This window comes from Flavobacterium suzhouense (assembly GCF_042684765.1).
GTDB classification, from domain to species: Bacteria; Bacteroidota; Bacteroidia; order Flavobacteriales; family Flavobacteriaceae; genus Flavobacterium; species Flavobacterium suzhouense.
On sequence record NZ_JBHUMD010000030.1, the window covers coordinates 257,000 to 278,048 of the forward strand.

21 protein-coding genes are annotated in these 21,049 nt (G+C 39.5%); 14 read left to right on the forward strand and 7 right to left on the reverse strand.

The genetic code is table 11. The features are described 5' to 3' along the window. The first annotated feature begins 56 nt into the window (after nucleotides 1-56). A complete protein-coding gene (locus tag ACFSR3_RS16985) occupies nucleotides 57-641 on the forward strand; it encodes a YdeI/OmpD-associated family protein (RefSeq protein ID WP_379822717.1) in 585 nt (194 codons plus the stop codon). 156 nt (nucleotides 642-797) lie between these two features. Here the strand turns inward: ACFSR3_RS16985 and yajC are convergent, their stop codons facing one another. From yajC to ACFSR3_RS17005, 4 genes are all read right to left on the reverse strand, one after another. Then, nucleotides 798-1,082 (reverse strand): preprotein translocase subunit YajC, encoded by a 285-nt coding sequence (gene yajC / locus ACFSR3_RS16990; RefSeq protein ID WP_379822718.1) that lies wholly within the window; start codon nucleotides 1,080-1,082, stop codon nucleotides 798-800. Between the two features lie 3 nt (nucleotides 1,083-1,085). Further along, nucleotides 1,086-1,568 (reverse strand): DUF1573 domain-containing protein, encoded by a 483-nt coding sequence (locus tag ACFSR3_RS16995; protein ID WP_114757051.1) that lies wholly within the window; start codon nucleotides 1,566-1,568, stop codon nucleotides 1,086-1,088. Nucleotides 1,569-1,591: 23 nt separating this feature from the next. Beyond that, nucleotides 1,592-2,509, reverse strand: a complete 918-nt coding sequence (gene nusB, locus ACFSR3_RS17000; RefSeq protein ID WP_379822719.1) for a transcription antitermination factor NusB — start codon at nucleotides 2,507-2,509, stop codon at nucleotides 1,592-1,594. Nucleotides 2,510-2,631: 122 nt separating this feature from the next. After that, on the reverse strand, nucleotides 2,632-3,735 hold the full coding sequence (locus ACFSR3_RS17005) for a Glu/Leu/Phe/Val dehydrogenase dimerization domain-containing protein (protein ID WP_379822720.1): 1,104 nt from the start codon (nucleotides 3,733-3,735) through the stop codon (nucleotides 2,632-2,634). 196 nt (nucleotides 3,736-3,931) lie between these two features. Here ACFSR3_RS17005 and ACFSR3_RS17010 point away from each other — a divergent pair, with 196 nt between their 5' ends. Together ACFSR3_RS17010 and ACFSR3_RS17015 are read left to right on the forward strand one after the other, a co-directional pair. Continuing rightward, nucleotides 3,932-5,692 (forward strand): ABC transporter ATP-binding protein, encoded by a 1,761-nt coding sequence (locus tag ACFSR3_RS17010; protein WP_379822722.1) that lies wholly within the window; start codon nucleotides 3,932-3,934, stop codon nucleotides 5,690-5,692. A gap of 71 nt (nucleotides 5,693-5,763) precedes the next feature. Further along, nucleotides 5,764-6,135, forward strand: a complete 372-nt coding sequence (locus ACFSR3_RS17015) for a PUR family DNA/RNA-binding protein (RefSeq protein WP_114757048.1) — start codon at nucleotides 5,764-5,766, stop codon at nucleotides 6,133-6,135. A gap of 165 nt (nucleotides 6,136-6,300) precedes the next feature. On the opposite strand, the gene ACFSR3_RS17020 is transcribed toward ACFSR3_RS17015, so the two are convergent. The 3 genes from ACFSR3_RS17020 to ACFSR3_RS17030 form a co-directional block, all read right to left on the reverse strand. Continuing rightward, nucleotides 6,301-6,636, reverse strand: coding sequence for a tRNA-binding protein (locus ACFSR3_RS17020; RefSeq protein WP_379822821.1), 336 nt, complete (start codon nucleotides 6,634-6,636; stop codon nucleotides 6,301-6,303). 99 nt (nucleotides 6,637-6,735) lie between these two features. Beyond that, entirely contained in the window at nucleotides 6,736-7,296 is a 561-nt protein-coding gene (locus ACFSR3_RS17025; RefSeq protein WP_379822724.1) for a hypothetical protein, read from the reverse strand. A 177-nt stretch (nucleotides 7,297-7,473) separates the two neighbouring features. Continuing rightward, nucleotides 7,474-8,406, reverse strand: coding sequence for a peptidylprolyl isomerase (locus tag ACFSR3_RS17030; protein WP_379822726.1), 933 nt, complete (start codon nucleotides 8,404-8,406; stop codon nucleotides 7,474-7,476). Nucleotides 8,407-8,522: 116 nt separating this feature from the next. On the opposite strand from ACFSR3_RS17030, the gene ACFSR3_RS17035 reads away from it, so the two are divergent. The 11 genes from ACFSR3_RS17035 to ACFSR3_RS17085 all read left to right on the forward strand — a co-directional run bounded on the left by ACFSR3_RS17035 (nucleotide 8,523) and on the right by ACFSR3_RS17085 (nucleotide 21,012). Beyond that, nucleotides 8,523-9,323, forward strand: a complete 801-nt coding sequence (locus tag ACFSR3_RS17035; RefSeq protein WP_379822727.1) for a class I SAM-dependent methyltransferase — start codon at nucleotides 8,523-8,525, stop codon at nucleotides 9,321-9,323. A gap of 42 nt (nucleotides 9,324-9,365) precedes the next feature. After that, entirely contained in the window at nucleotides 9,366-9,818 is a 453-nt protein-coding gene (locus ACFSR3_RS17040; protein WP_379822729.1) for a DUF1569 domain-containing protein, read from the forward strand. A 148-nt stretch (nucleotides 9,819-9,966) separates the two neighbouring features. Beyond that, on the forward strand, nucleotides 9,967-10,641 hold the full coding sequence (gene trmD, locus ACFSR3_RS17045; RefSeq protein WP_379822730.1) for a tRNA (guanosine(37)-N1)-methyltransferase TrmD: 675 nt from the start codon (nucleotides 9,967-9,969) through the stop codon (nucleotides 10,639-10,641). A gap of 179 nt (nucleotides 10,642-10,820) precedes the next feature. Further along, nucleotides 10,821-11,174, forward strand: a complete 354-nt coding sequence (gene rplS / locus ACFSR3_RS17050; RefSeq protein WP_114757041.1) for a 50S ribosomal protein L19 — start codon at nucleotides 10,821-10,823, stop codon at nucleotides 11,172-11,174. A gap of 222 nt (nucleotides 11,175-11,396) precedes the next feature. Next, nucleotides 11,397-11,624 (forward strand): hypothetical protein, encoded by a 228-nt coding sequence (locus ACFSR3_RS17055; RefSeq protein ID WP_114757040.1) that lies wholly within the window; start codon nucleotides 11,397-11,399, stop codon nucleotides 11,622-11,624. Nucleotides 11,625-11,856: 232 nt separating this feature from the next. Next, nucleotides 11,857-14,082: an NADP-dependent isocitrate dehydrogenase gene (locus ACFSR3_RS17060; RefSeq protein ID WP_379822732.1), complete on the forward strand. Its 2,226-nt coding sequence runs from the start codon at nucleotides 11,857-11,859 to the stop codon at nucleotides 14,080-14,082. Between the two features lie 277 nt (nucleotides 14,083-14,359). After that, on the forward strand, nucleotides 14,360-16,738 hold the full coding sequence (locus tag ACFSR3_RS17065) for a TonB-dependent receptor (RefSeq protein ID WP_379822734.1): 2,379 nt from the start codon (nucleotides 14,360-14,362) through the stop codon (nucleotides 16,736-16,738). Between the two features lie 6 nt (nucleotides 16,739-16,744). After that, nucleotides 16,745-17,569, forward strand: a complete 825-nt coding sequence (locus ACFSR3_RS17070; RefSeq protein ID WP_379822735.1) for a DUF4249 domain-containing protein — start codon at nucleotides 16,745-16,747, stop codon at nucleotides 17,567-17,569. 106 nt (nucleotides 17,570-17,675) lie between these two features. Next, complete coding sequence (locus ACFSR3_RS17075) at nucleotides 17,676-18,338, forward strand: thiamine diphosphokinase (RefSeq protein WP_379822737.1); 663 nt, start codon at nucleotides 17,676-17,678, stop codon at nucleotides 18,336-18,338. Between the two features lie 149 nt (nucleotides 18,339-18,487). Continuing rightward, nucleotides 18,488-20,473: an excinuclease ABC subunit UvrB gene (gene uvrB / locus ACFSR3_RS17080; protein ID WP_379822738.1), complete on the forward strand. Its 1,986-nt coding sequence runs from the start codon at nucleotides 18,488-18,490 to the stop codon at nucleotides 20,471-20,473. A gap of 176 nt (nucleotides 20,474-20,649) precedes the next feature. Further along, a complete protein-coding gene (locus tag ACFSR3_RS17085) occupies nucleotides 20,650-21,012 on the forward strand; it encodes a hypothetical protein (protein ID WP_379822740.1) in 363 nt (120 codons plus the stop codon). Nucleotides 21,013-21,049 lie beyond the last annotated feature (37 nt).

The window sequence follows — 21,049 nt, forward strand, 5'->3', positions numbered from 1 at the left end:
TATTACCAAACAGAATATTCTTTATTTTTAAGCTTATAAAAATAAATCCCTGCCCAATGGAAACCAAAGAGAAATATGACTGGAACAAAAACGGTCAGTTGCCTGAAGAGCTTGAAGTCCTGAAAAGCATCATCAACAAAACAGAACTGGTTGAAACCACTAAGTGGGGAGGCATTGTTTACACCATCAATAACAAGAATGTTTTAGGCATTGGAGGCTTCAAAGATTTTTTCACCATTTGGTTCTTTAAAGGTGTATTTTTAAAGGATGAAGCCGGTATACTTGTAAACGCTAATGAAGGTGTAACCAAATCGTTGCGACAGTGGCGTTTTACCTCAAAAGACGAGATAAACGAAAAGCTGGTTCTTCAATACATTCATGAAGCTATCGCTGTAGAAAAGGCCGGCTTGGGTATTAAACCCGAAAGAAAAGAAGCCGTAATACCTGAACGCCTTCAGAAAGAACTGGACGCTTCAACCGATTTAGCGAAAGCTTTCGCGAAATTTTCGCCTTACAAACAAAAAGAATTCATCGAACAGATAGCAACCGCTAAACAGGAAAAAACTGTTTTAGCACGCCTTGAAAAGATAAAACCGCTAATTCTTCAGGGTATTGGACTGAATGATAAATACAGGAAGTAATAACAGTAGTGATCAGCGTAATTTACAATTACAGTCTGTCATTGCGAGGAGGTACGACGAAGCAATCTCTGAGATTGCCGCGCTCCATTACATTCCGCTCGCAATGACATAAGCACCATAAAAAAATCCCAATCTTTCGATTGGGATTTTATTTTATTATTTAACCTCTTTAGGGTTGTTTAATTTCTGGCTTAGTTCAAGTGATATAGCCGAACGCTCCATTTTAAGCTTTCCTGCCATAGTCTCAATAACTAATGAATCTTCAGCTATTTCAGCAATCCTTCCGTGGATGCCGCTTTTAGTGATGATCTTATCACCTACTTTAAGATTCTGCTCAAACTCTTTTTCAAGTTTTTGCCTTTTTTGTTGTGGGCGTAGCATTAAAAAATAAACTACTACAAACATTAATATAATCGGTGCAAATTGTCCTATCTGTTCCATAACTTAGTGTGCTGCCGGCGCAACACCAATACCTCCTGCAGGAGCTTCAATGTTAGCCTTAAATTTAAGAACTTCTGAAGCTTTTTCAGTGTTCATGTTTACTGTAACTGTTTTTTCCTGTTGTCCGCTTTTTCCTGTAGAATCAAAAATTACTTTGATATCTCCTGATTCACCCGGTTTGATAGGTGTTTTAGTAAACTCAGGAACAGTACATCCGCAGCTTGGTTTAGCATCACTGATAACAAGATCAGCAGTACCTTTATTTGTTACTTTAAAAGTGTGCTCTACTTTGTCTCCCTGTTTGATTTTTCCGAAATCAAACTCCATACTGTCAAATTCTGACACAGGAAGGTTTCCTGACTGTGCGTGAGCAATTTCAGCATCTTTAGCTGTTTTGTCGTCTATGCGTAATGCTGCGTTTTCTTTCTTGCATGCTGTAAGCACTAAAGATGCTACAAACAACATAGCGGCTGTTTTTTTCAACATAACTTAAAAATTTATAACTTGTTTTACATTAAACCTCTACCGGTTTTGATTAATTTATTACTTGCCTGGTAATCTTTGATAAGGTTATCAAGGATTCCGTTGATAAAAATACTGCTTTTTGGCGTAGAATACTCCTTTGCGATCTCAAGATATTCATTTATCGTTACTTTAACCGGTATCGACGGGAATTTTAAGAACTCACAAATTGCCATTTTAAGAATAATAGCATCTATTTCGGCTATACGCTCTGTATCCCAGTTAGGCGTTTTATCAATAAACTCCTTAGCCAGCTCCTGGTTATTAAGTACCGTTTTACGGAAAAGATCTTTCACAAAATCCTTATCATCAAGATCTTTATAAAGTCGTGACACTTTAAAAGTTTCTTTATCTTCCTCAGCAGGAGTCATTTGCCCAAGCTGTTTCGCTATAAGTGTATTTACAACCGGAATGTCATCAACCCATGTAAGCTTGTAATCTTCAAGATACTCATAAAGTTTTTCGTTAGGAGCGATAACCTCTGTAAACAGATTGGTTACAAAATCACGATCTTCCTCAAAGCTATTGGTTTTACTTTCCATATAGTTTTGATACACATCACTCTTTCTGATATCCTCAAGCAAAAGAAGGATATAATCATCATTATTCTTCCAGTTGTTAATATTCCTGTCAGCCATGGCAATGCTAAGCGAATTGCTTTCTGAAAGCATATTAAGCACCTTGTTGTTGATGAATTTTTTGTTTGGATTGCGCTCTTCGGCGGTAGCAAGGTGCTTTTTTGACGATTTTTCGATAAAATCTTCCTCACTGTTTCTAATCTCTACCAATGCAGACAGCATGATAAGATACAGGTCTCGAATGTTTTCAATACTATTAAAAAGGAATTTCTCTTCCTTTTCAAGATTGTCTGAATCGTTTTGATGCATAGCATAGATTGATTGCATCACTTTAACCCGAATATGTCTTCTGTTTAACATCCGCCTATAAGAACTTTAAAAATTAAGAGAGCGAAAGGTAGGTTCCCTTTCGCTCTGCAAAATTAAGAATAATATTTTTGTAAGCTAAATTATTTAGCTGTTTCTTTTTTTCTGTCGTCAATACGCTTCTGAGCGATTGCCATTGCAGCCTGCTGCGTAGTAATACCCTGAGTCTCAGCAAGAGCAAATATCTCAAGTGTAGTATTGTAGATATTCTCAGTTCTTCTCATAGCTTCAGCTGAATCATAACCTACAATCTCAGCATAAACATTGATAATACCACCTGCATTGATTAGGAAGTCAGGAGCATAAAGAATACCTTTTTCCTGAAGTATTTTTCCGTGAACAAGCTCATTAGCCAGCTGGTTATTAGCAGCACCGGCAATAACTTTAGCTTTTAATTTATCAATAGTCGCATCGTTGATAGTAGCACCAAGAGCACATGGAGCATAGATATCTACATCAGCAGCATAAACATCCTCACCTGTATAGATTGTAGCACCATATTTAGCTGATACTTCCTGCATTCTTGCTTCGTTGATATCAGAGATCTGAACAAGAGCACCTTCTTTAGTAAGGTAATCGATAAGTGTTTCACCTACGTGACCTGTACCTTGTACCAATACTTTTTTACCTGCAAGCTTATCGCTTCCAAACTGGTGCATAGCAGCAGCTTTCATACCCATGTAAACACCATAAGCAGTCACAGGAGAAGGGTTACCAGAACCTCCACGTTCTACAGAGATACCAGTAACGTGAGGCGTCACATCACGGATAAGATCCATATCAGCAGTAGTAGTTCCTACATCTTCAGCAGTAATATATTTTCCGCTTAGCGTGTGTACGAACTGACCAAATCTTGTGATCATTTCCGGAGTTTTGTCCAGCTTAGAATCACCTATGATAACAGCTTTACCACCACCAAGGTTAAGACCAGAGATAGCTGATTTAAAAGTCATACCTCTTGAAAGCCTTAAAACGTCATTTAGAGCTTCCCATTCGTTAGCATATTTCCACATTCTGGTACCTCCAAGTGCAGGACCTAAAACTGTGTTATGTATACCTATAATTGCTTTTAAACCTGTATCTTTGTCATGGCAAAAAACGATCTGCTCATGGTCATTGAATGAAGCCTGTCCAAATACAGGATCAACTTTACTAAGCTCGTTAGCCTTAATAACTTCTGTTATCATAATAATATTTTTTAAATTTGAATTTTATTCAAAAACAGAAGACAAAATTACACATTTAATTAAAATAAAGGAAATTAAAAGTCCTTTTTTATCGATTCTATAATAAACAACGGTTATTTTTAATTGGTTAATCACGTCATTTTTAGCACTGTTTTAACAATTACTTAATATATAAAATTGCATTTGAAAAAATAACATGAAAGAACTTCAGTATTTAAATAAATATTTTGCAAAATATAAATTTCAATTTCTTCTAGGAATCTTTATAACGATAGTAGCACAAATCTTCTCTTTGTTCACTCCGGAGCTAATCAAGGACTCTATCAACTCTGTACTTTCTACCGCTCAGGACGGCAGTATACACCCTGAAAAAGTGAAAGGAATGCTCACTAACAACCTGTTACTAATATTAGCAACAACACTTATAGGCGGTATTTTGACATTTTTTATGCGTCAGACACTTATAGTTATGTCCCGTCACGTAGAATTCGATCTTAAGAATGAGGTATTCCGCCAATACGAAAACCTTTCGCCCAGTTTCTACAAAAAGAACCGTACCGGCGACCTCATGAACCGTATTAGTGAAGACGTGGGACGTGTACGTCAATACGTAGGCCCTGCAATCATGTATGCTCTCAACACCGTGATAAGTTTTGCCGTGATAACCACTCATATGTTCACGATTTCACCAAAACTAACCTTTTACACCCTGCTGCCGTTACCTATATTAGCATATAGCATATTTTGGATCAGCCAGCAAATTAACAAGAGAAGTACTTTATACCAACAAAACCTTTCAAAACTTTCTTCATTCACACAGGAAATGTTTTCAGGTATACGAATTGTAAAAGCCTACTCCCTTGAAAAGCAAAAACAGGATGATTTTACAGAACTTTCAAGAGACAGTGTTGCTAAAAACCTGAGCCTGGCTAAAGTAAACGCTTTGTTCGGGCCATTTATGATATTACTTATAGGTATAAGCAATCTGGTAGTTATATATGTAGGCGGCATGATGTACATAAACGGAAATATCGCTGAAATAGGTATTATCGCACAGTTTGTAATATACATTAACCGACTGACATGGCCTGTAGCCTCTTTAGGCTGGATATCATCAATGGTACAGGAAGCAGAAGCTTCACAAAAAAGGATTAATGAATTCCTTAAGATACAGCCTGACATTCAAAACAATAACCCTACCCATACACCGGTTCTTGGTCAGATTGCTTTTAACAATGTTACCTTTACTTATGAGGACACAAATATTACAGCTCTAAAAAACGTGTCGTTTACAGTAAATAAAGGAGAAACTCTTGCCATATTAGGAAGGACAGGTTCAGGAAAATCAACAATACTATCTCTTATCAGCCGATTATATGATGTCGATAAAGGAAAAATTACCGTTGATAATGAGAATGTAGAAGACCTCAATCTTTACGACCTACGCAACAGCATTGGTTTTGTTCCTCAGGATGCATTCCTGTTCTCCGATACAATAAGCAACAATATCAAGTTCGGTAAAGAAGAAGCTTCTCACGATGAAATTGTTGCAGTGGCGCAAAAATCTATGGTACACAATAACATTATAGGATTCAACAAACAGTATGAAACAATTCTGGGAGAACGAGGCATCACGCTTTCAGGCGGTCAAAAACAGCGTGTATCTATAGCCCGCGCCATGATAAAGGACGCTCCTATACTATTATTGGACGACTGTCTTTCCGCAGTAGACACTGAAACTGAAGAAGCTATCCTTAACAACCTTTTGGAGTTCTGCAAAGACAAAACCACAATTATTGTAAGCCACAGGGTATCATCAGCGAAAAATGCCGACAAAATAATAATCCTGGAAGATGGTGAAATACTGCAACAAGGAACTCACAATCAATTAATAAACCAACAGGGATATTACAAAGAATTGTATCTAAAGCAACTTTCTGAAAAAGAATTGCAATAAATTGTTGGTTTGTTTAGATTTTTTTTAGATTTTTGGGTTCGACATAAACCAAATTAAAAGAACCAAGGATTATGAGAGAAAATGACATGCTTGAAAAGGAAGAGATCTTTTCTAAAGTATTGAGAGCAGGCAGAAGGACATATTTCTTTGATGTAAGAGCTACTAAGGCTGATGATTATTATATTACCATTACCGAAAGTAAAAAGTTTACAGAAGAAGACGGGTCTTTCCATTTCAAAAAACACAAAATCTATCTTTACAAAGAAGATTTTAACGCCTTCAGAGACATACTTGACGAAATGACATCTTATGTACTTAACAACAAAGGTGAGGAAGTAATCTCTGAAAGACATCAAAAAGACTTTAGAAGGCTGTTTGGTGAAAAAGGCGAAGAAGCTGTAACCAGCGAGAGTTTTACCGACGTAAATTTTGACGACATTTAAACCAACAATAACCGTCAAAAAACTATGAATTATGAAGTCCGGAATCCGTGAGGTTTTTGGACTTTTTTTTTTGGCCTCACCCCTCCCGATAGCTATCGGGACTCCAAAGGAGAGGAAGCAGCTTCACTCAAACTCTGAACACAAAACCCTGAACTCAGAACAAAACTACCCTATCCTCAACCCATTCTCAACCTTAAAATCAGGAGCCAGCAATACCACATCTCCCTCCTGCCCTACAGCACCAAGTACCAGACATTCGCTCATGAACTTACCAATCTGTTTTTTAGGAAAGTTCACCACAGCAACAATTTGGCGGTTTACCAAATCTTCTTTAGTATAGCGTTTTGTGATTTGCGCAGATGATTTTCGGACACCAATATCAGCACCAAAATCAATAGTTAACTGATATGCAGGTTTTCGCGCCTCCGGAAAATCATTTACATCAATGATGGTACCCACACGCATTTCGGTTTTTTCAAATTCTTCCCAGCTCAGCATAATTTATTAATCTTTCAATGTAGCAATGTAACAATTAAGCTTCCTGTATAGCAATTGTTACATTAAAAAATTGATACATCGGTATATTAGACAATTGACATATTACTCTAACTCAAGGACAATATCCACCGGCTTATTCATCTTACGCCCGAATTTTACGGCAGCCTGCTCGCTTTCATTAGAACACAATATATACATATTATAACTGTATAACGGCAGAATAATAGTTTTGAATTTTCCTCCATTTTCTTTTCCGTCAACATCTTCTATCTTTACAGAAAAATTATCAGCAGGGAAAGTATTTGCAACACTAAGAAGATAATTATCCTTTGCGAACGGAAAGAAATAACGTTCTTTTTTAGCAATTTCTCCCGGTTGTAGCCTTAGGTTGTTATCACCAATCAGATAATTCATTGTAAAAGCCATAGGCTGGTTCGCATTCTTAAAACTATAGCGGTTACCAATATTAATAATATCTCTGCCTGTACTATCTACAACTGTAATTTTCAGATTTTTAATATTCTCCTTTTTACCCGACTCATGCACATCAAGCACTATGTATGACGTAAAATCGTAACCGCAGTGCATAGCATTACCACCCGGCAACTGTGCTTTAGCCGTTAAACCCAAAAGAGAGACTACTACTAGTAATGCGTATTTCATAAGTAATTGAATTGCTGCAAAAATAAGATTATACCCTCTTACTTTCAAAAAGTATTCCAATAATTTGGTTGATGGTTGTCGGTTGATGGTTGTCGGTCGATGATTGCCCGATTTAAAAAAACAAAGCCGGAAGATTCTCTTCCGGCTTTCTAATATCTCAATCCTCAATACTGAGAACTATTTTACATCCATTAGCTCAACGTCAAATATAAGTGTTGCATCAGGAGGAATAACACCACCTGCACCACGCGAACCATAACCTAAGTGAGAAGGGATAACAAAACGGGCTTTGTCACCTACCTGAAGTAGTGCAATACCCTCATCCCATCCTTCGATAACATGCCCCATTCCAAGAGGGAAATCGATTGGCTGTTTTCTTTTGTACGAAGAATCGAATTCCATTCCGTTTTCAAGAGAACCTTTATAGTGTACAGAAACAGTTTTACCCTTTTGAGCCTGTTTTCCGTTACCTTTCTGAATGATTTTATAACGAAGTCCGCTTTCAGTTTTATCAAAACCAGCAGCAAGTTTCTCCATAGCCTCTTCAGCTTGTTTTTTAGCTTCAGCAAGACGTTTTTCACGAGAACCTTCAAAAGTTCTGAACGCTTCGATAGCATTCCAGTTTTGAGCCTCTTCACCAACACGGATGATTTCAACGCTTTCAAGAGCATCATTACCCTGAACAGCATCAACCACATCCTGACCTTCAACCACTTTACCAAACACAGTGTGTTTATCATCTAACCAAGGCGTTGGAACGTGAGTGATAAAAAACTGAGAACCGTTTGTACCAGGACCTGCATTAGCCATTGAAAGCACACCCGGAGCATCGTGGCGAAGTGACGGATGGAACTCATCATCAAATTGGTAACCCGGTCCACCTGTACCTTTTCCAAGTGGGCATCCACCCTGAATCATGAAATCAGCGATAACACGGTGAAATTTAAGTCCGTCATAATATGGTTTGCCCTGAGGCTTAGCGTCGTTTTCAAGGTTTCCTTCTGCAAGGCCAACGAAGTTTCCAACTGTCCCAGGCGTAAGATCGTGTGTAAGTTTCACAAGGATAGAACCTTTAGAAGTATTGAATTTTGCGTAAATTCCGTTTTCCATTATGTTGTTGTTTATTTTGAAAGAGGCAAATTTACGAATTAATTCACTATTTTCAGTATACGCTTATCATAACAAAAGTTTAAATTTGAAAAGCTGAAAACCAATCCTATATAAAAATGAAAAAAGAAGACAATTACCTTGACATAAACCGCAAGGCATGGAACGATAAAACCGAAGTACACGTAAACTCTGAGTTTTATGATACGCCATCATTCCTTGCAGGAAAGAATACATTAAATGATATTGAACTACCATTACTTGGCGACATTAAAGGTAAAAAGATACTACACCTGCAATGCCATTTCGGACAGGATACCATTTCCTTTACCCGAATGGGCGCTGAGGCAACAGGGGTTGACCTATCCGATAAAGCAATTGAAAAAGCCCGCGAATTATCAGTTCAGACGGAAGCACATACCCGTTTTATCTGTTCAGATGTTTACAGCCTTCATGAAGTGCTGGACGAGCAATTTGACATTGTATTCACCAGTTATGGAACAATCGGATGGTTACCGGATCTTGAAAAATGGGCTGCAACGGTATCGCGTTTCCTGAAACCGGGAGGACAATTCGTTTTCGCTGAATTCCACCCCGTAGTATGGATGTTCGATTCTAATTTTGAAAAAGTAGCCTATCGTTATTTTAAAACGGAAGCTATTATCGAAACGGAACTTGGCACCTACGCTGATATTACAACCCCGGCTGAATATGAAATGATTACGTGGAACCATAGCATCAGCGAAGTGGTAAACAATCTTATTAGTGCAGGCCTCGAAATAAATCTTTTGAACGAATATGACTACTCCCCTTATAACTGCTTCCGTGGTACTGAGGAGTTTGAACCCGGAAAATTCCGCATCGCTCATTTAAGAAATGACATACCCATGGTATATGCGATAAAAGCTACAAAAAAGTAAAAAGAAATATTATTAATTTTGGGAAAACTATCAAAAAACGAAATGGAGAGCATATACAACCCAAAAGACAACCAGGACATAATAAATCGTATAGAGTCACTAACCCCAATTGCACTTTCCCAATGGGGTAAGATGACCGTTAGCCAAATGCTGCTGCATTGCCAGCAACCTATAAAATTAGCTTACGGCACGCTACAGGTTAAACCACAACCTTTATTAAGCTTTCTGTTTGGTAAAGCAGCAAAAAAGAAACTTACAAGTAAACAGCCATTTGGCAAAGGTTCTCCAACAGCAAAGGAATTCATTATCAAACATGAGCCCGATTTCGAAAAATCCAAAAAGGAATTAATCGAGCTGGTAGGAGTTTTTGCCAAAGAAGGCCATGCTGCAATTAAAATAGAAAAACATCCCTTCTTTGGACACATGACACCTCAGGATTGGGATGCTATGCAGTGGAAACACCTTGACCACCACCTGAAACAGTTTGGTGCTTAAATAATGGAGCAATTCATCAATTTTTCAATGTATCAATTTAGCTATAACCTCCTGAATTAATTGCAGAACAACAATTGCAAACAGGAAGCTCAATTGATACATTGTTACATTAAAGAATTAGTACATTTGCACATTGAACAATTAGAACATGAGAATAGACATTATTACCGTACTTCCTGAATTATTACGCAGCCCTTTTGACGCATCGATATTAAAACGAGCTCAGGACAAAGGCCTTGTAGAAGTACACCTGCACAACCTTAGAGATTACAGCACAAACAAACATAAAAACGTAGATGACTACCAGTTTGGCGGTGGCGCAGGGATGGTTATGATGATAGAACCCATAGATGCATGTATCTCTAAACTAAAAGCAGAGCGTGAATATGATGAAGTGATTTACATGTCACCCGATGGCGAAACCCTTAATCAGGGCATGGCCAATCGTATGTCTTTATTGAAGAACATCATTATACTTTGCGGACACTACAAAGGTGTAGACCAACGTGTACGCGATCACTTTATTACCAAAGAGATATCTATTGGTGATTTCGTACTTTCGGGAGGAGAACTTGCAGCCGCAGTAGTAGCTGACAGTATTATCCGCCTTATACCGGGTGTACTGAGCGATGAAACCTCTGCCCTTACTGATAGTTTTCAGGACAACCTGCTGGCACCTCCGGTGTATACACGCCCCGCAGAATACAAAGGATGGAAAGTGCCGGATGTGCTTTTAAGCGGACACGCAGCCAACATTGACAAATGGCGTGAAGACATGGCATTGGAACACACAAAGACAAGAAGACCGGATTTACTCGAATAGTTATAAAGTTGAAAGTTATAATGTTTAAATGTTTGTCCCTAAACTAACAACATTCAAACTTTCAACATTCAAACTTTTTGCAATTCCAAAAAAATATTTATATTTGCACCCTCATTCGGACCAACCTCTGGCGAAAATCGTGCATGTTGCTTTGAATCAAACATTTAAAACTAATAATCATGTCTGATTTATTAAAATTCGTACAAGACGAATTCGTTGCAAAAAAAGATTTCCCTGAATTTAATGCAGGAGATACATTAACTGTATACTACGAAATTAAAGAGGGTGAAAAAACTAGAACTCAGTTCTTCAAAGGAGTTGTTATCCAAAAAAGAGGTGCTGGTATAACTCAAACATTCACAATCCGTAAAATGTCTGGTGCTGTAGGTGTAGAGCGTATTTTCCCGCTTAACATGCCTGCGCTACAAAAAATCGAAGTTAACCAAAGAGGTAAAGTTAGAAGAGCTCGTATATTCTACTTCCGTGATCTTACTGGTAAAAAAGCTAAGATCAAAGAAAGAAGAAGAAGATAGTCTTCCCTTTTGGAATATCATACAGAATCCCGTGCATTGCGCGGGATTTTTTTTATACAAACTATAAAAGAACACACCCCTAGCCCCTCTCAAGAGGGGAACAAGCTTCACTCTTGCTTAATTGAGTATGAGTAAGTAGGCTTGAGTGTTCCCCTCTTGAGAGGGGCTAGGGGTGTGTAAACCATACGCCCTACCTAAATCATATTTCCCTACCTTTACCACATGGATCCAATCTTTATCAAAATAGCAGACATTCGTGGTGGAGTACACTTTGTAAACATCAAGCACATTTATGAGGTGGAAGAAGTTATAAGCGCCAAAGCCAAGCTTACACACGTGCGGTATTACTCCATACCTGATTGCAAAAAAGGTCAGGTAAATAAAGTTATAACCAAGGAATTTACTAACGTTCTTCTGGAAAGAATAAACCAATTGAAAGAAAAGCCGTAAAGCAGAGGAATCATCCTTAAAAAAATGCGAATACCAAAATAACTACATCGTTTTTTTACCGATTTACCAACGCCCTGTTACATAAGATTTTCCTATATTTGCGAGCCTTGTTCTATATAAGGCATGCTTTGCCGTGCACTAAAAAGAACAACTCACACAAACACTCAAATAAAATACTAATAATCAGCCTTTTGGCAACAACACCAAAAGGGTCATTAAACAAACGAAGACAATGTCCAAAACATCAAAAATCTTTTACACGATAACTGATGAAGCCCCAATGCTGGCTACCCATTCATTACTTCCAATCGTGCAGGCCTTTACTGCACCTGCAGGAATAGAAGTTGAAACACGTGACATATCACTTGCCGGAAGGATTCTTGCTAACTTCCCGGAAAACCTTACTGACAGCCAGAAAATTGGCGATGCGCTTACTGAACTTGGCCAACTGGCTACTACCCCTGAAGCTAACATCATCAAACTACCAAACATCTCTGCTTCAGTACCTCAGCTTAAAGCTGCCATCAAAGAACTTCAGGAACAAGGATACAACATCCCTGACTTCCCGGAAGATGCTAAAACTGACGAAGAAAAAGAAATCAAAGCTAAATATGCTAAAGTATTAGGTTCTGCTGTAAACCCTGTATTACGTGAAGGTAACTCTGACCGTAGAGCGCCAAGAGCAGTTAAAAACTACGCAAAAGCTCACCCTCACTCGATGGGTAAATGGTCGGCTGACTCTAAAACCAGCGTTGCGAGCATGAGCGAAGGTGACTTCTACGGAAGCGAGAAATCGGTTACTGTAAAAGAAGCTACTGATGTAAGAATTGAATTTACTGCAAACGATGGTACAGTTACTGTACTTAAAGACAAAACTGCGCTTAAAGCCGGTGAAGTTATCGACTCTTCTGCACTGAATCTTAACAAACTGAAAGCATTTATCGCTGAAGAAGTGGTAAAAGCAAAACAGGAAGGTGTACTTTTCTCTGTTCACCTTAAAGCTACGATGATGAAGGTTTCTGACCCTATCATTTTCGGCGCGATTGTAGAGGTATTCTACAAAGAGGTATTTGAAAAATATGCCGCTCTTTTCAAAGAGCTTGGGGTTGACACACGCAATGGTCTTGGTGATGTTTATGCTAAAATAGCAGGACACGCTCAGGAAGCGGAAGTAAAAGCTGCCATCGAAGCTGTTTACAGCAACGGGCCGGCTCTTGCAATGGTTAACTCTGACAACGGAATCACTAACCTACACGTTCCTTCTGACGTAATCGTTGACGCTTCTATGCCGGCAATGATCCGTACATCAGGACAAATGTGGAATGCTGCAGGTAAACAACAGGATACTGTAGCTATCATTCCGGACAGATGTTATGCCGGTGTATATGTTGCTACTATTGAAGACTGTAAAAAACATGGTGCTTTTGACCCTGCAACCATGGGCAGCGTACCAAACGTTGGCCTTATGGCTCAGAAAGCTGAAGAGTACGGATCACACGATAAAACATTCCAGGCTGCTGCTAATGGTGTTGTTAAAGTAATTGACAACAACAATGGTACTGTATATATGGAGCAAAACGTTGAAGCTGGTGATATATTCAGAATGTGCCAGACTAAAGACGCTCCTATTCAGGACTGGGTTAAACTTGCTGTAAACCGTGCAAGATTATCAGCTACTCCGGCTGTATTCTGGTTAGATGAGAACAGAGCTCATGACGTTCAGATTATCGAAAAAGTAAAAACATACCTTAAAGATCACGATACAAACGGACTTGATATTCGTATCATGAATCCTGTTGATGCTACTAAATTCTCTCTTGAGAGAATCCGTAAAGGTGAGGACACTATATCGGTAACCGGAAACGTACTACGTGACTATCTTACTGACCTGTTCCCTATCCTTGAGCTTGGTACATCAGCTAAAATGCTTTCTATCGTTCCACTTATGAACGGTGGTGGATTGTTTGAAACAGGCGCAGGAGGATCGGCTCCTAAACACGTTCAGCAATTTACAGAAGAAGGTTACCTGCGTTGGGATTCTCTTGGTGAGTTCCTTGCACTTGGCGTTTCTTTAGAGCACCTTGGGCAAACTCAAAACAATGCTAAAGCTATTGTATTGAGCGAAACTCTTGATGCTGCTAACGAGAAATTCCTTGAGAATGACAAATCTCCTGCACGTAAAGTAGGTGAAATCGACAACCGTGGTTCTCACTTCTACCTTGCACTTTACTGGGCTCAGGCTCTTGCTGCGCAAACTAAAGATGCTGAACTTAAAGCTAAATTTGAGACTATAGCTGCTGAACTTACAGCTAACGAAGCTACAATTGATGCAGAACTTATCGCTGCTCAGGGCAATGCACAGGAAATAGGCGGTTACTACCACCCTAACTTTGAGCTTACTGATAAAGCAATGAGACCAAGCGCAACGTTTAATGCTATACTTGCAAAACTGGCTTAATCGCCGATTTTCAATCATATTAAAAAAGCCATCCGAAAGGGTGGCTTTTTTTATGCCCTAAAACGCAAAAAATAATAGTCAGAATTACCTTAACCTCTCTTTCAACAGGGTACTTAGAATAAATTATTATTTTTCTGTCAAAAAAACGTAAAACAGCGTAACATTATATACTTTCATTCGTCAAATGACGTTATCTAAATAATTTTATAAAATTGTAAAAAACAAACATCAATCAATTAATCAACTGAAGCATTAGCTTCTACAAAACCACTAAAACATGATCTTACAAAAAAGAGGGTACTTCACGGTATTCCTCCTGCTAATTTTCAGCACTGTGTTGGCGCAGGATAAATATACCCTTAGCGGTACTATTTCTGACGACAGCAGCAACGAAACCCTTATTGGTGCCAGCATTTACATCAAAGAACTTCAAAAAGGCACAACAACTAACGAATACGGCTTTTATTCCATCTCGCTTCCGGCAGGTACCTATACCGTACAGATAAGCTATGTGAGCTTTGGCACACGTGAAGAAACTGTCGTACTGAACAGTAATATTCGTAAAAATGTAAAGTTGACATCTGAAAACAAAGAACTTGAAGAAGTTGTTATTTCGAATAACATTAAACGTGCAGAGATACGTAAACCTGAAATGAGCGTTAACAAACTTACCGTTCAGGAAATCAAGAAAATGCCGGTGGTAATGGGTGAAGTAGACGTACTAAAATCGATACTTACATTACCCGGTGTTACCAATGCCGGTGAGGGTGCATCGGGCTTTAACGTGCGCGGTGGTGCAGCTGACCAAAACCTTATCCTTCTTGATGAGGCTACGATCTTTAACTCTTCCCACCTGTTTGGTTTTTTCTCAGTATTCAATGCTGACGCTATAAAAGACCTTAAACTTTACAAAGGAGGGATTCCTGCACGATACGGAGGAAGATTATCGTCTGTTCTTGACATTTATCAAAAAGAAGGTAACAGTAAAGACTTTCACATGACCGGTGGAATTGGCCTTATTTCAAGCCGTTTGTTGGCCGAAGGCCCTATTGTTAAGGATAAAGCATCTTTCCTTGTGGGCGGAAGGGCGTCTTATGCACATCTTTTCATGAAAGCTGCCGGAGAAGATAACTCAGCTTATTTTTATGACCTCAATACTAAGTTAAGTTATAAACTTGGTCAAAACGATAACCTATACCTTTCAGGCTATTTTGGGCGCGATCTTTTAGATATCAGCGATAGTTTTAATAATGTTTACGGTAACGCGGTGGTGAACCTTAGATGGAATCACTTATTCAGTGAAAAGCTTTTCTCTAATGCGTCCATGATATACAGCGACTACTATTATGGACTAAAGCTGGATTTTATAGGGCTGGATTGGGATTCAGGAATTAAGAATTACAACTTTAAGTATGACTTAAAACACTATCTATCTGATAAATTTAAACTGAACTACGGTCTTAATGCTATTTATTATGACTTTAACCCGGGAACAATAAACCCGAGTGATGCTACATCTGATATTAACCCTGAACAACTGGAAAAGAAACACGCGTTTGAGCCCGCACTATACATTGATGCTGAACAACAGTTAAGCGAAGCGATTACCGTAAGTTATGGTGTACGCTACAGCATGTTCTACAGACTGGGTTCTCAAAACGTGAATTTGTACACTAACAATCAGGCTGTGACTTTTAACAACGACCTGAAAATTTATGAAGAAGCCACCCCTATTGGTACTAAACATTACGGCAGCGGCGATGTAATTAGTGACTTCAACAATTTCGAACCACGTGTAGGGATAGCCTACAAACTGAACGATGACCAATCGGTTAAAGCATCATACAACAGAATGGCGCAATACCTGCATCTTATTACTAATACCTCATCTCCTACTCCACTGGATGTATGGGCACCAAGTGACAATTACCTGAAACCCCAAACTCTTGACCAGTATGCTGTAGGTTATTTCAGGAACTTTAAAGACGACACATATACGCTTGAAACCGAGGTATTCTACAAAAAAATAAAGAACAAACTTGATTATATTGACGGCGCTAACCTTATTGCTAATGATGCTGTAGAACAGGTAGTACTCCCGGGACGAGCACGCTCTTATGGACTAGAAGTGATGCTAAGAAAAAATACAGGCAAACTTACCGGATGGATATCCTATACACTTTCACGTGCAGAACAGCAAACTGAAGGCAGGACTGCCGAAGAAACTGGTATAAACAACGGTAACTGGTATCGCTCAGGATATGACAAGACACATAACCTTTCGGTTACAGGAAACTATGAATTGAGTCCTAAATGGGCATTTGGAGCCATATTTGCATTGCAGTCAGGACAGGCTGTAACCTATCCTAATGGTTATTATCAGTATGGCGATATTACCATTCCAAGCTTTGGAGGAAGAAATGAAGACAGAAATCCTGCCTATCACCATTTAGATGTATCAGCTACTTATACTCCTAAACCTGAGAAAAAACAGGGATGGCAGGGAGAATGGGTATTCAGCATCTACAACCTTTACAACAGGATGAATGCAGCCTCAATAACTTTCAGACAAAATCAGGACACCGGAAACAATGAAGCTGTAAGGCTTTCTATTTTTGGAATTATTCCGAGTGTTACGTATAACTTTAAATTTTAAGGAATCATGAGATATTTTAAATTACTATTCGCTATAATAACATTCAGTTTCTTTACCAGTTGCGAAGAAGTAGTAGATGTTGACCTTGAAACAGCACCTCCCCGCCTGGTGGTTGATGCTTCATTAGACTGGGTAAAAGGTACTGATGGCAGTCAGCAAACCATAAAGCTTACCACCACTACAGGTTATTATAATCCTGTAATTCCGGTAGTATCGGGCGCAACAGTATTTGTTACCAACAGTACAGGTACACAATTTGACTTTATTGAAGATTCGGGAACAGGGCTGTACAACTGTACTAATTTTGAACCGGTTATTGGCGAAACGTACACATTGACAGTAGTTACCAATGGAACTACGTATACCGCAACAGAAACATTATATGCCTGCCCTGACATAGCCGATATCATTCAGGATAATGAAGGCGGTATATTAGGCGATGAAGTAGAAGTACGTTTCTTTTTTCAGGATAACGGCGATGAGGACAACTGGTATTTAAGCCGTTTTGATTCAGAGGTTTTACCTTACCCTGAATATGACGCTATGGAAGACCGTTTTAATCAGGGTAACGTGATGTTCAACTTTTTTAGTGATGAAGACCTTAAAGCCGGACAAACGGTGGCTATCACATTGAATGGTATATCTAAACAGTATTATAATTATATGCGACAACTTACTGAAATAGCAGATGGTGGTGCCGGAAGCGGTCCTTTCCAGGTACCTCCATCAACCGTAAGAGGTAATGTGGTTAACCAGACAGACGTAAACAACTATCCTTTAGGATATTTTCGTGTTACACAGGCGGTAAAAACTGATTATACAATACAATAGGTACAAAGTCGAAAGGCAAAAGTCTTAAAGTCAAAATATGTACGTAACTTTGAAGTCCTCCCATCGGAGGACTTTTCTTTTTGACTTTAAAACTTTCGACTTATATATGTCATCACACCACATAGTACGCGACGACCAGGAACCTGCTTTAATTATTGCCAACGGGGCTGAATGCAGCACCGAACTTATGGGGCAATTACTGGAATGGTCGCCACTTGTTATTGTACTTGATAGTGCTATGCCGCGTGTGATGGAACTCGGCATTAAGGTCGACGTTCTGTTGGGGGACTTTGACCGTGGTTTTGACCCGGAATATTATCGCCAGAAACAGTTTCCTCTGGAAATAGTGCATACTCCGGATCAGGACAAAACCGACCTCGAAAAAGCTTTTGATTACCTTATAGGCCGCGGTTTTCCGGCTGTAAACGTAATATGGGCGACAGGCCGCCGTGCCGACCATACCATATCTAACATTACTAATATAGTACGTTTCCGCGATAAGCTGAAGATCGTTATTCTGGATGATCACTCAAAAGTCTTCCTTTTACCACAAAAGTTTGAGAAATGGTATCCTGCAGGTACTCCCCTATCCATAATTCCCGTAGGAAAGGTTAGCGGGGTAACTACCAATAACCTTAAATATGAAATGACCGATTATGAGCTAAATATTGGCTATCGTACCAGCAGCAGCAACGAACCTCTTAAAGACGGCATTGTCACCATAGAACACAAAGAGGGCGACCTGCTGATGATGGAATGTTTTGATTAATGAGTATTCAGTCGCAGTCACAGTTTTCAGGTGAAGCACTTCTATAGAGTCCCAAATCGTTAAATCAGTTACAAAACTGTAAACTGAGACTGGGACTGAGACTAATTCTGAATACTATAATTGCTATCTTTGTAAAAAAGCCAAACAGAATGAGATTCAATGTAGTATCGGAATATAAACCCACAGGTGATCAGCCACAGGCTATCAAAGAGCTTAGTGCGGGAATTGAAGCAGGAGAACGTTTCCAGACACTGCTTGGGGTTACGGGATCGGGTAAGACATTTACCATGGCCAATGTTATCCAGGAAGTACAGAAACCAACACTCGTACTGGCGCACAACAAAACGCTGGCAGCACAGCTATACAGCGAATTCAAACAGTTTTTCCCTAATAATGCGGTGGAGTATTTCGTATCATACTACGACTACTACCAGCCCGAAGCCTATATACCCGTAACGGGAACCTACATAGAAAAAGACCTTTCCATTAATGAAGAACTGGAAAAGATGCGCCTTAGTACCACTTCTTCACTTCTTTCGGGCAGACGTGATATTATTGTTGTCGCTTCGGTTTCCTGTCTTTATGGTATTGGTAACCCGGTAGAGTTCCAGAAAAACGTGGTTTCCATAGAGCGTGGCGAAACTATTTCGCGTACCAAATTACTGCACCGTCTGGTACAAAGCCTTTATTCACGTACCGAAGCCGATTTTGGCCCCGGTAACTTCAGGATAAAGGGCGACACGGTAGAGGTTTTCCCGAGTTATGGCGATGAACCGTTCCGAATTCACTTCTTTGGTGATGAGATTGAAGAGATTGAAGCTTTTGACAAAGCTACTTCTAAAGTTATAGAACGTTACGACAGGCTGAATATTTACCCAGCCAATATGTTCGTTACGAGTCCAGATGTGCTTCAAAGTGCCATTTGGGACATACAGCAGGACCTTGTAAAACAGGTAGACTACTTTAAAGAAATAGGCAAACACCTTGAGGCTAAACGCCTTGAAGAACGTACCAACTTTGACCTTGAAATGATTCGCGAACTGGGCTACTGCTCGGGTATTGAGAACTACTCACGCTACCTTGACCGCAGGCTTCCGGGTACGCGTCCGTTCTGTTTGCTGGATTATTTCCCTAATGACTACCTTATGGTTATTGACGAAAGCCACGTTACGGTTTCGCAGGTACACGCCATGTATGGTGGTGACCGCAGCCGTAAGGAAAACCTTGTGGAATTTGGCTTCCGACTGCCGGCTGCGATGGATAACCGCCCACTGAAGTTTGAGGAGTTCGAGGCAATGCAGAATCAGGTGGTATACGTAAGTGCTACCCCTGCCGACTATGAGTTACAGAAATCAGGCGGTGTATACGTAGAGCAGATCATCAGGCCGACAGGACTTCTCGACCCTATTATCGAGGTACGCCCAAGCCTGAACCAGATAGACGACCTTATTGACGAGATACAGCAACGTGTAGAACTTGACGAGCGTACGCTTGTTACCACACTGACCAAACGCATGGCGGAAGAATTGGCCAAATACCTGACCAAAGTATCCATCCGATGCCGCTACATCCACTCGGAGGTAGATACACTGGAACGCGTAGAGATCATGCAAGATTTACGTAAAGGTTTGTTTGACGTACTTATTGGGGTAAACCTTTTAAGGGAAGGACTTGACTTACCTGAGGTTTCGCTTGTTGCAATACTGGATGCCGATAAAGAAGGATTTTTGAGAAGCAACCGTTCGCTGACACAGACCGTAGGGCGTGCCGCACGTAATGTAAACGGTAAGGCTATTATGTATGCCGATAAGATAACCGATAGTATGCAACGCACCATAGACGAAACCAACTACAAACGCGAGAAGCAGCACAACTACAACGTAGCCAACAACAAAGTGCCAATGGCACTGAATAAGAAGATTGAGAACAGCACCCTTGGACGCAGCGAAGCTTATAAAATTGAGCACACTCCTAAAATAGCTGCCGAGCCGGATACTACCTACATGGCTAAAGGCGATATTGAGAAGATTATCCGTGAGAAACGAAAAGCCATGGAAAAAGCCGCCAAAGAACTTGACTTTATGCAGGCTGCAAAACTAAGGGATGAAATTAAAGTGTTACAGGAGAAGGTTTAGGTATGCAAAATATATTCGAATTAAAAGTACTTCGACATCATTGGATAAAAGATAACGGTTTAGTAGATAAAGAGGACTTATGTTCACACGGCGTTGTACATCTTAAAATTGGAAATCAATTACTTTCCGATTTAAACTCTGATTCCTGGTGCACTACTGCTGCAGGACTACATTTAATGAGGACTTTATATTCAGATTACAAACCCGGCGATTTTGAAGCTCAGCTTATACCGTGCTGTGGGCATTTAATGTATTTCAACGAAGATGGATCGCGTGTAGAAATTTATGGTTGTCCTACAGGTATTGACTGGAAGGTAAATCATATTAATAGCCATGTTGAACTTATCACAGATAACGCCATTTCAACAACAATAGACTTCAACACTTATAAAACCCAGATAATTAATTTTGTATCTGACATTGAGGCTTTTTATGGTAGTCCTAATAAAAAAATCTTACCTGAAGACGAATTGGGAAGAGACGCTTTTAAGTTATTCTGGATAGAGTGGAATAGTTTGAAAATAAAATTAGATATATAAGATTCGCTGACGCGAGCGTCACGCTCGTGCAAAATTA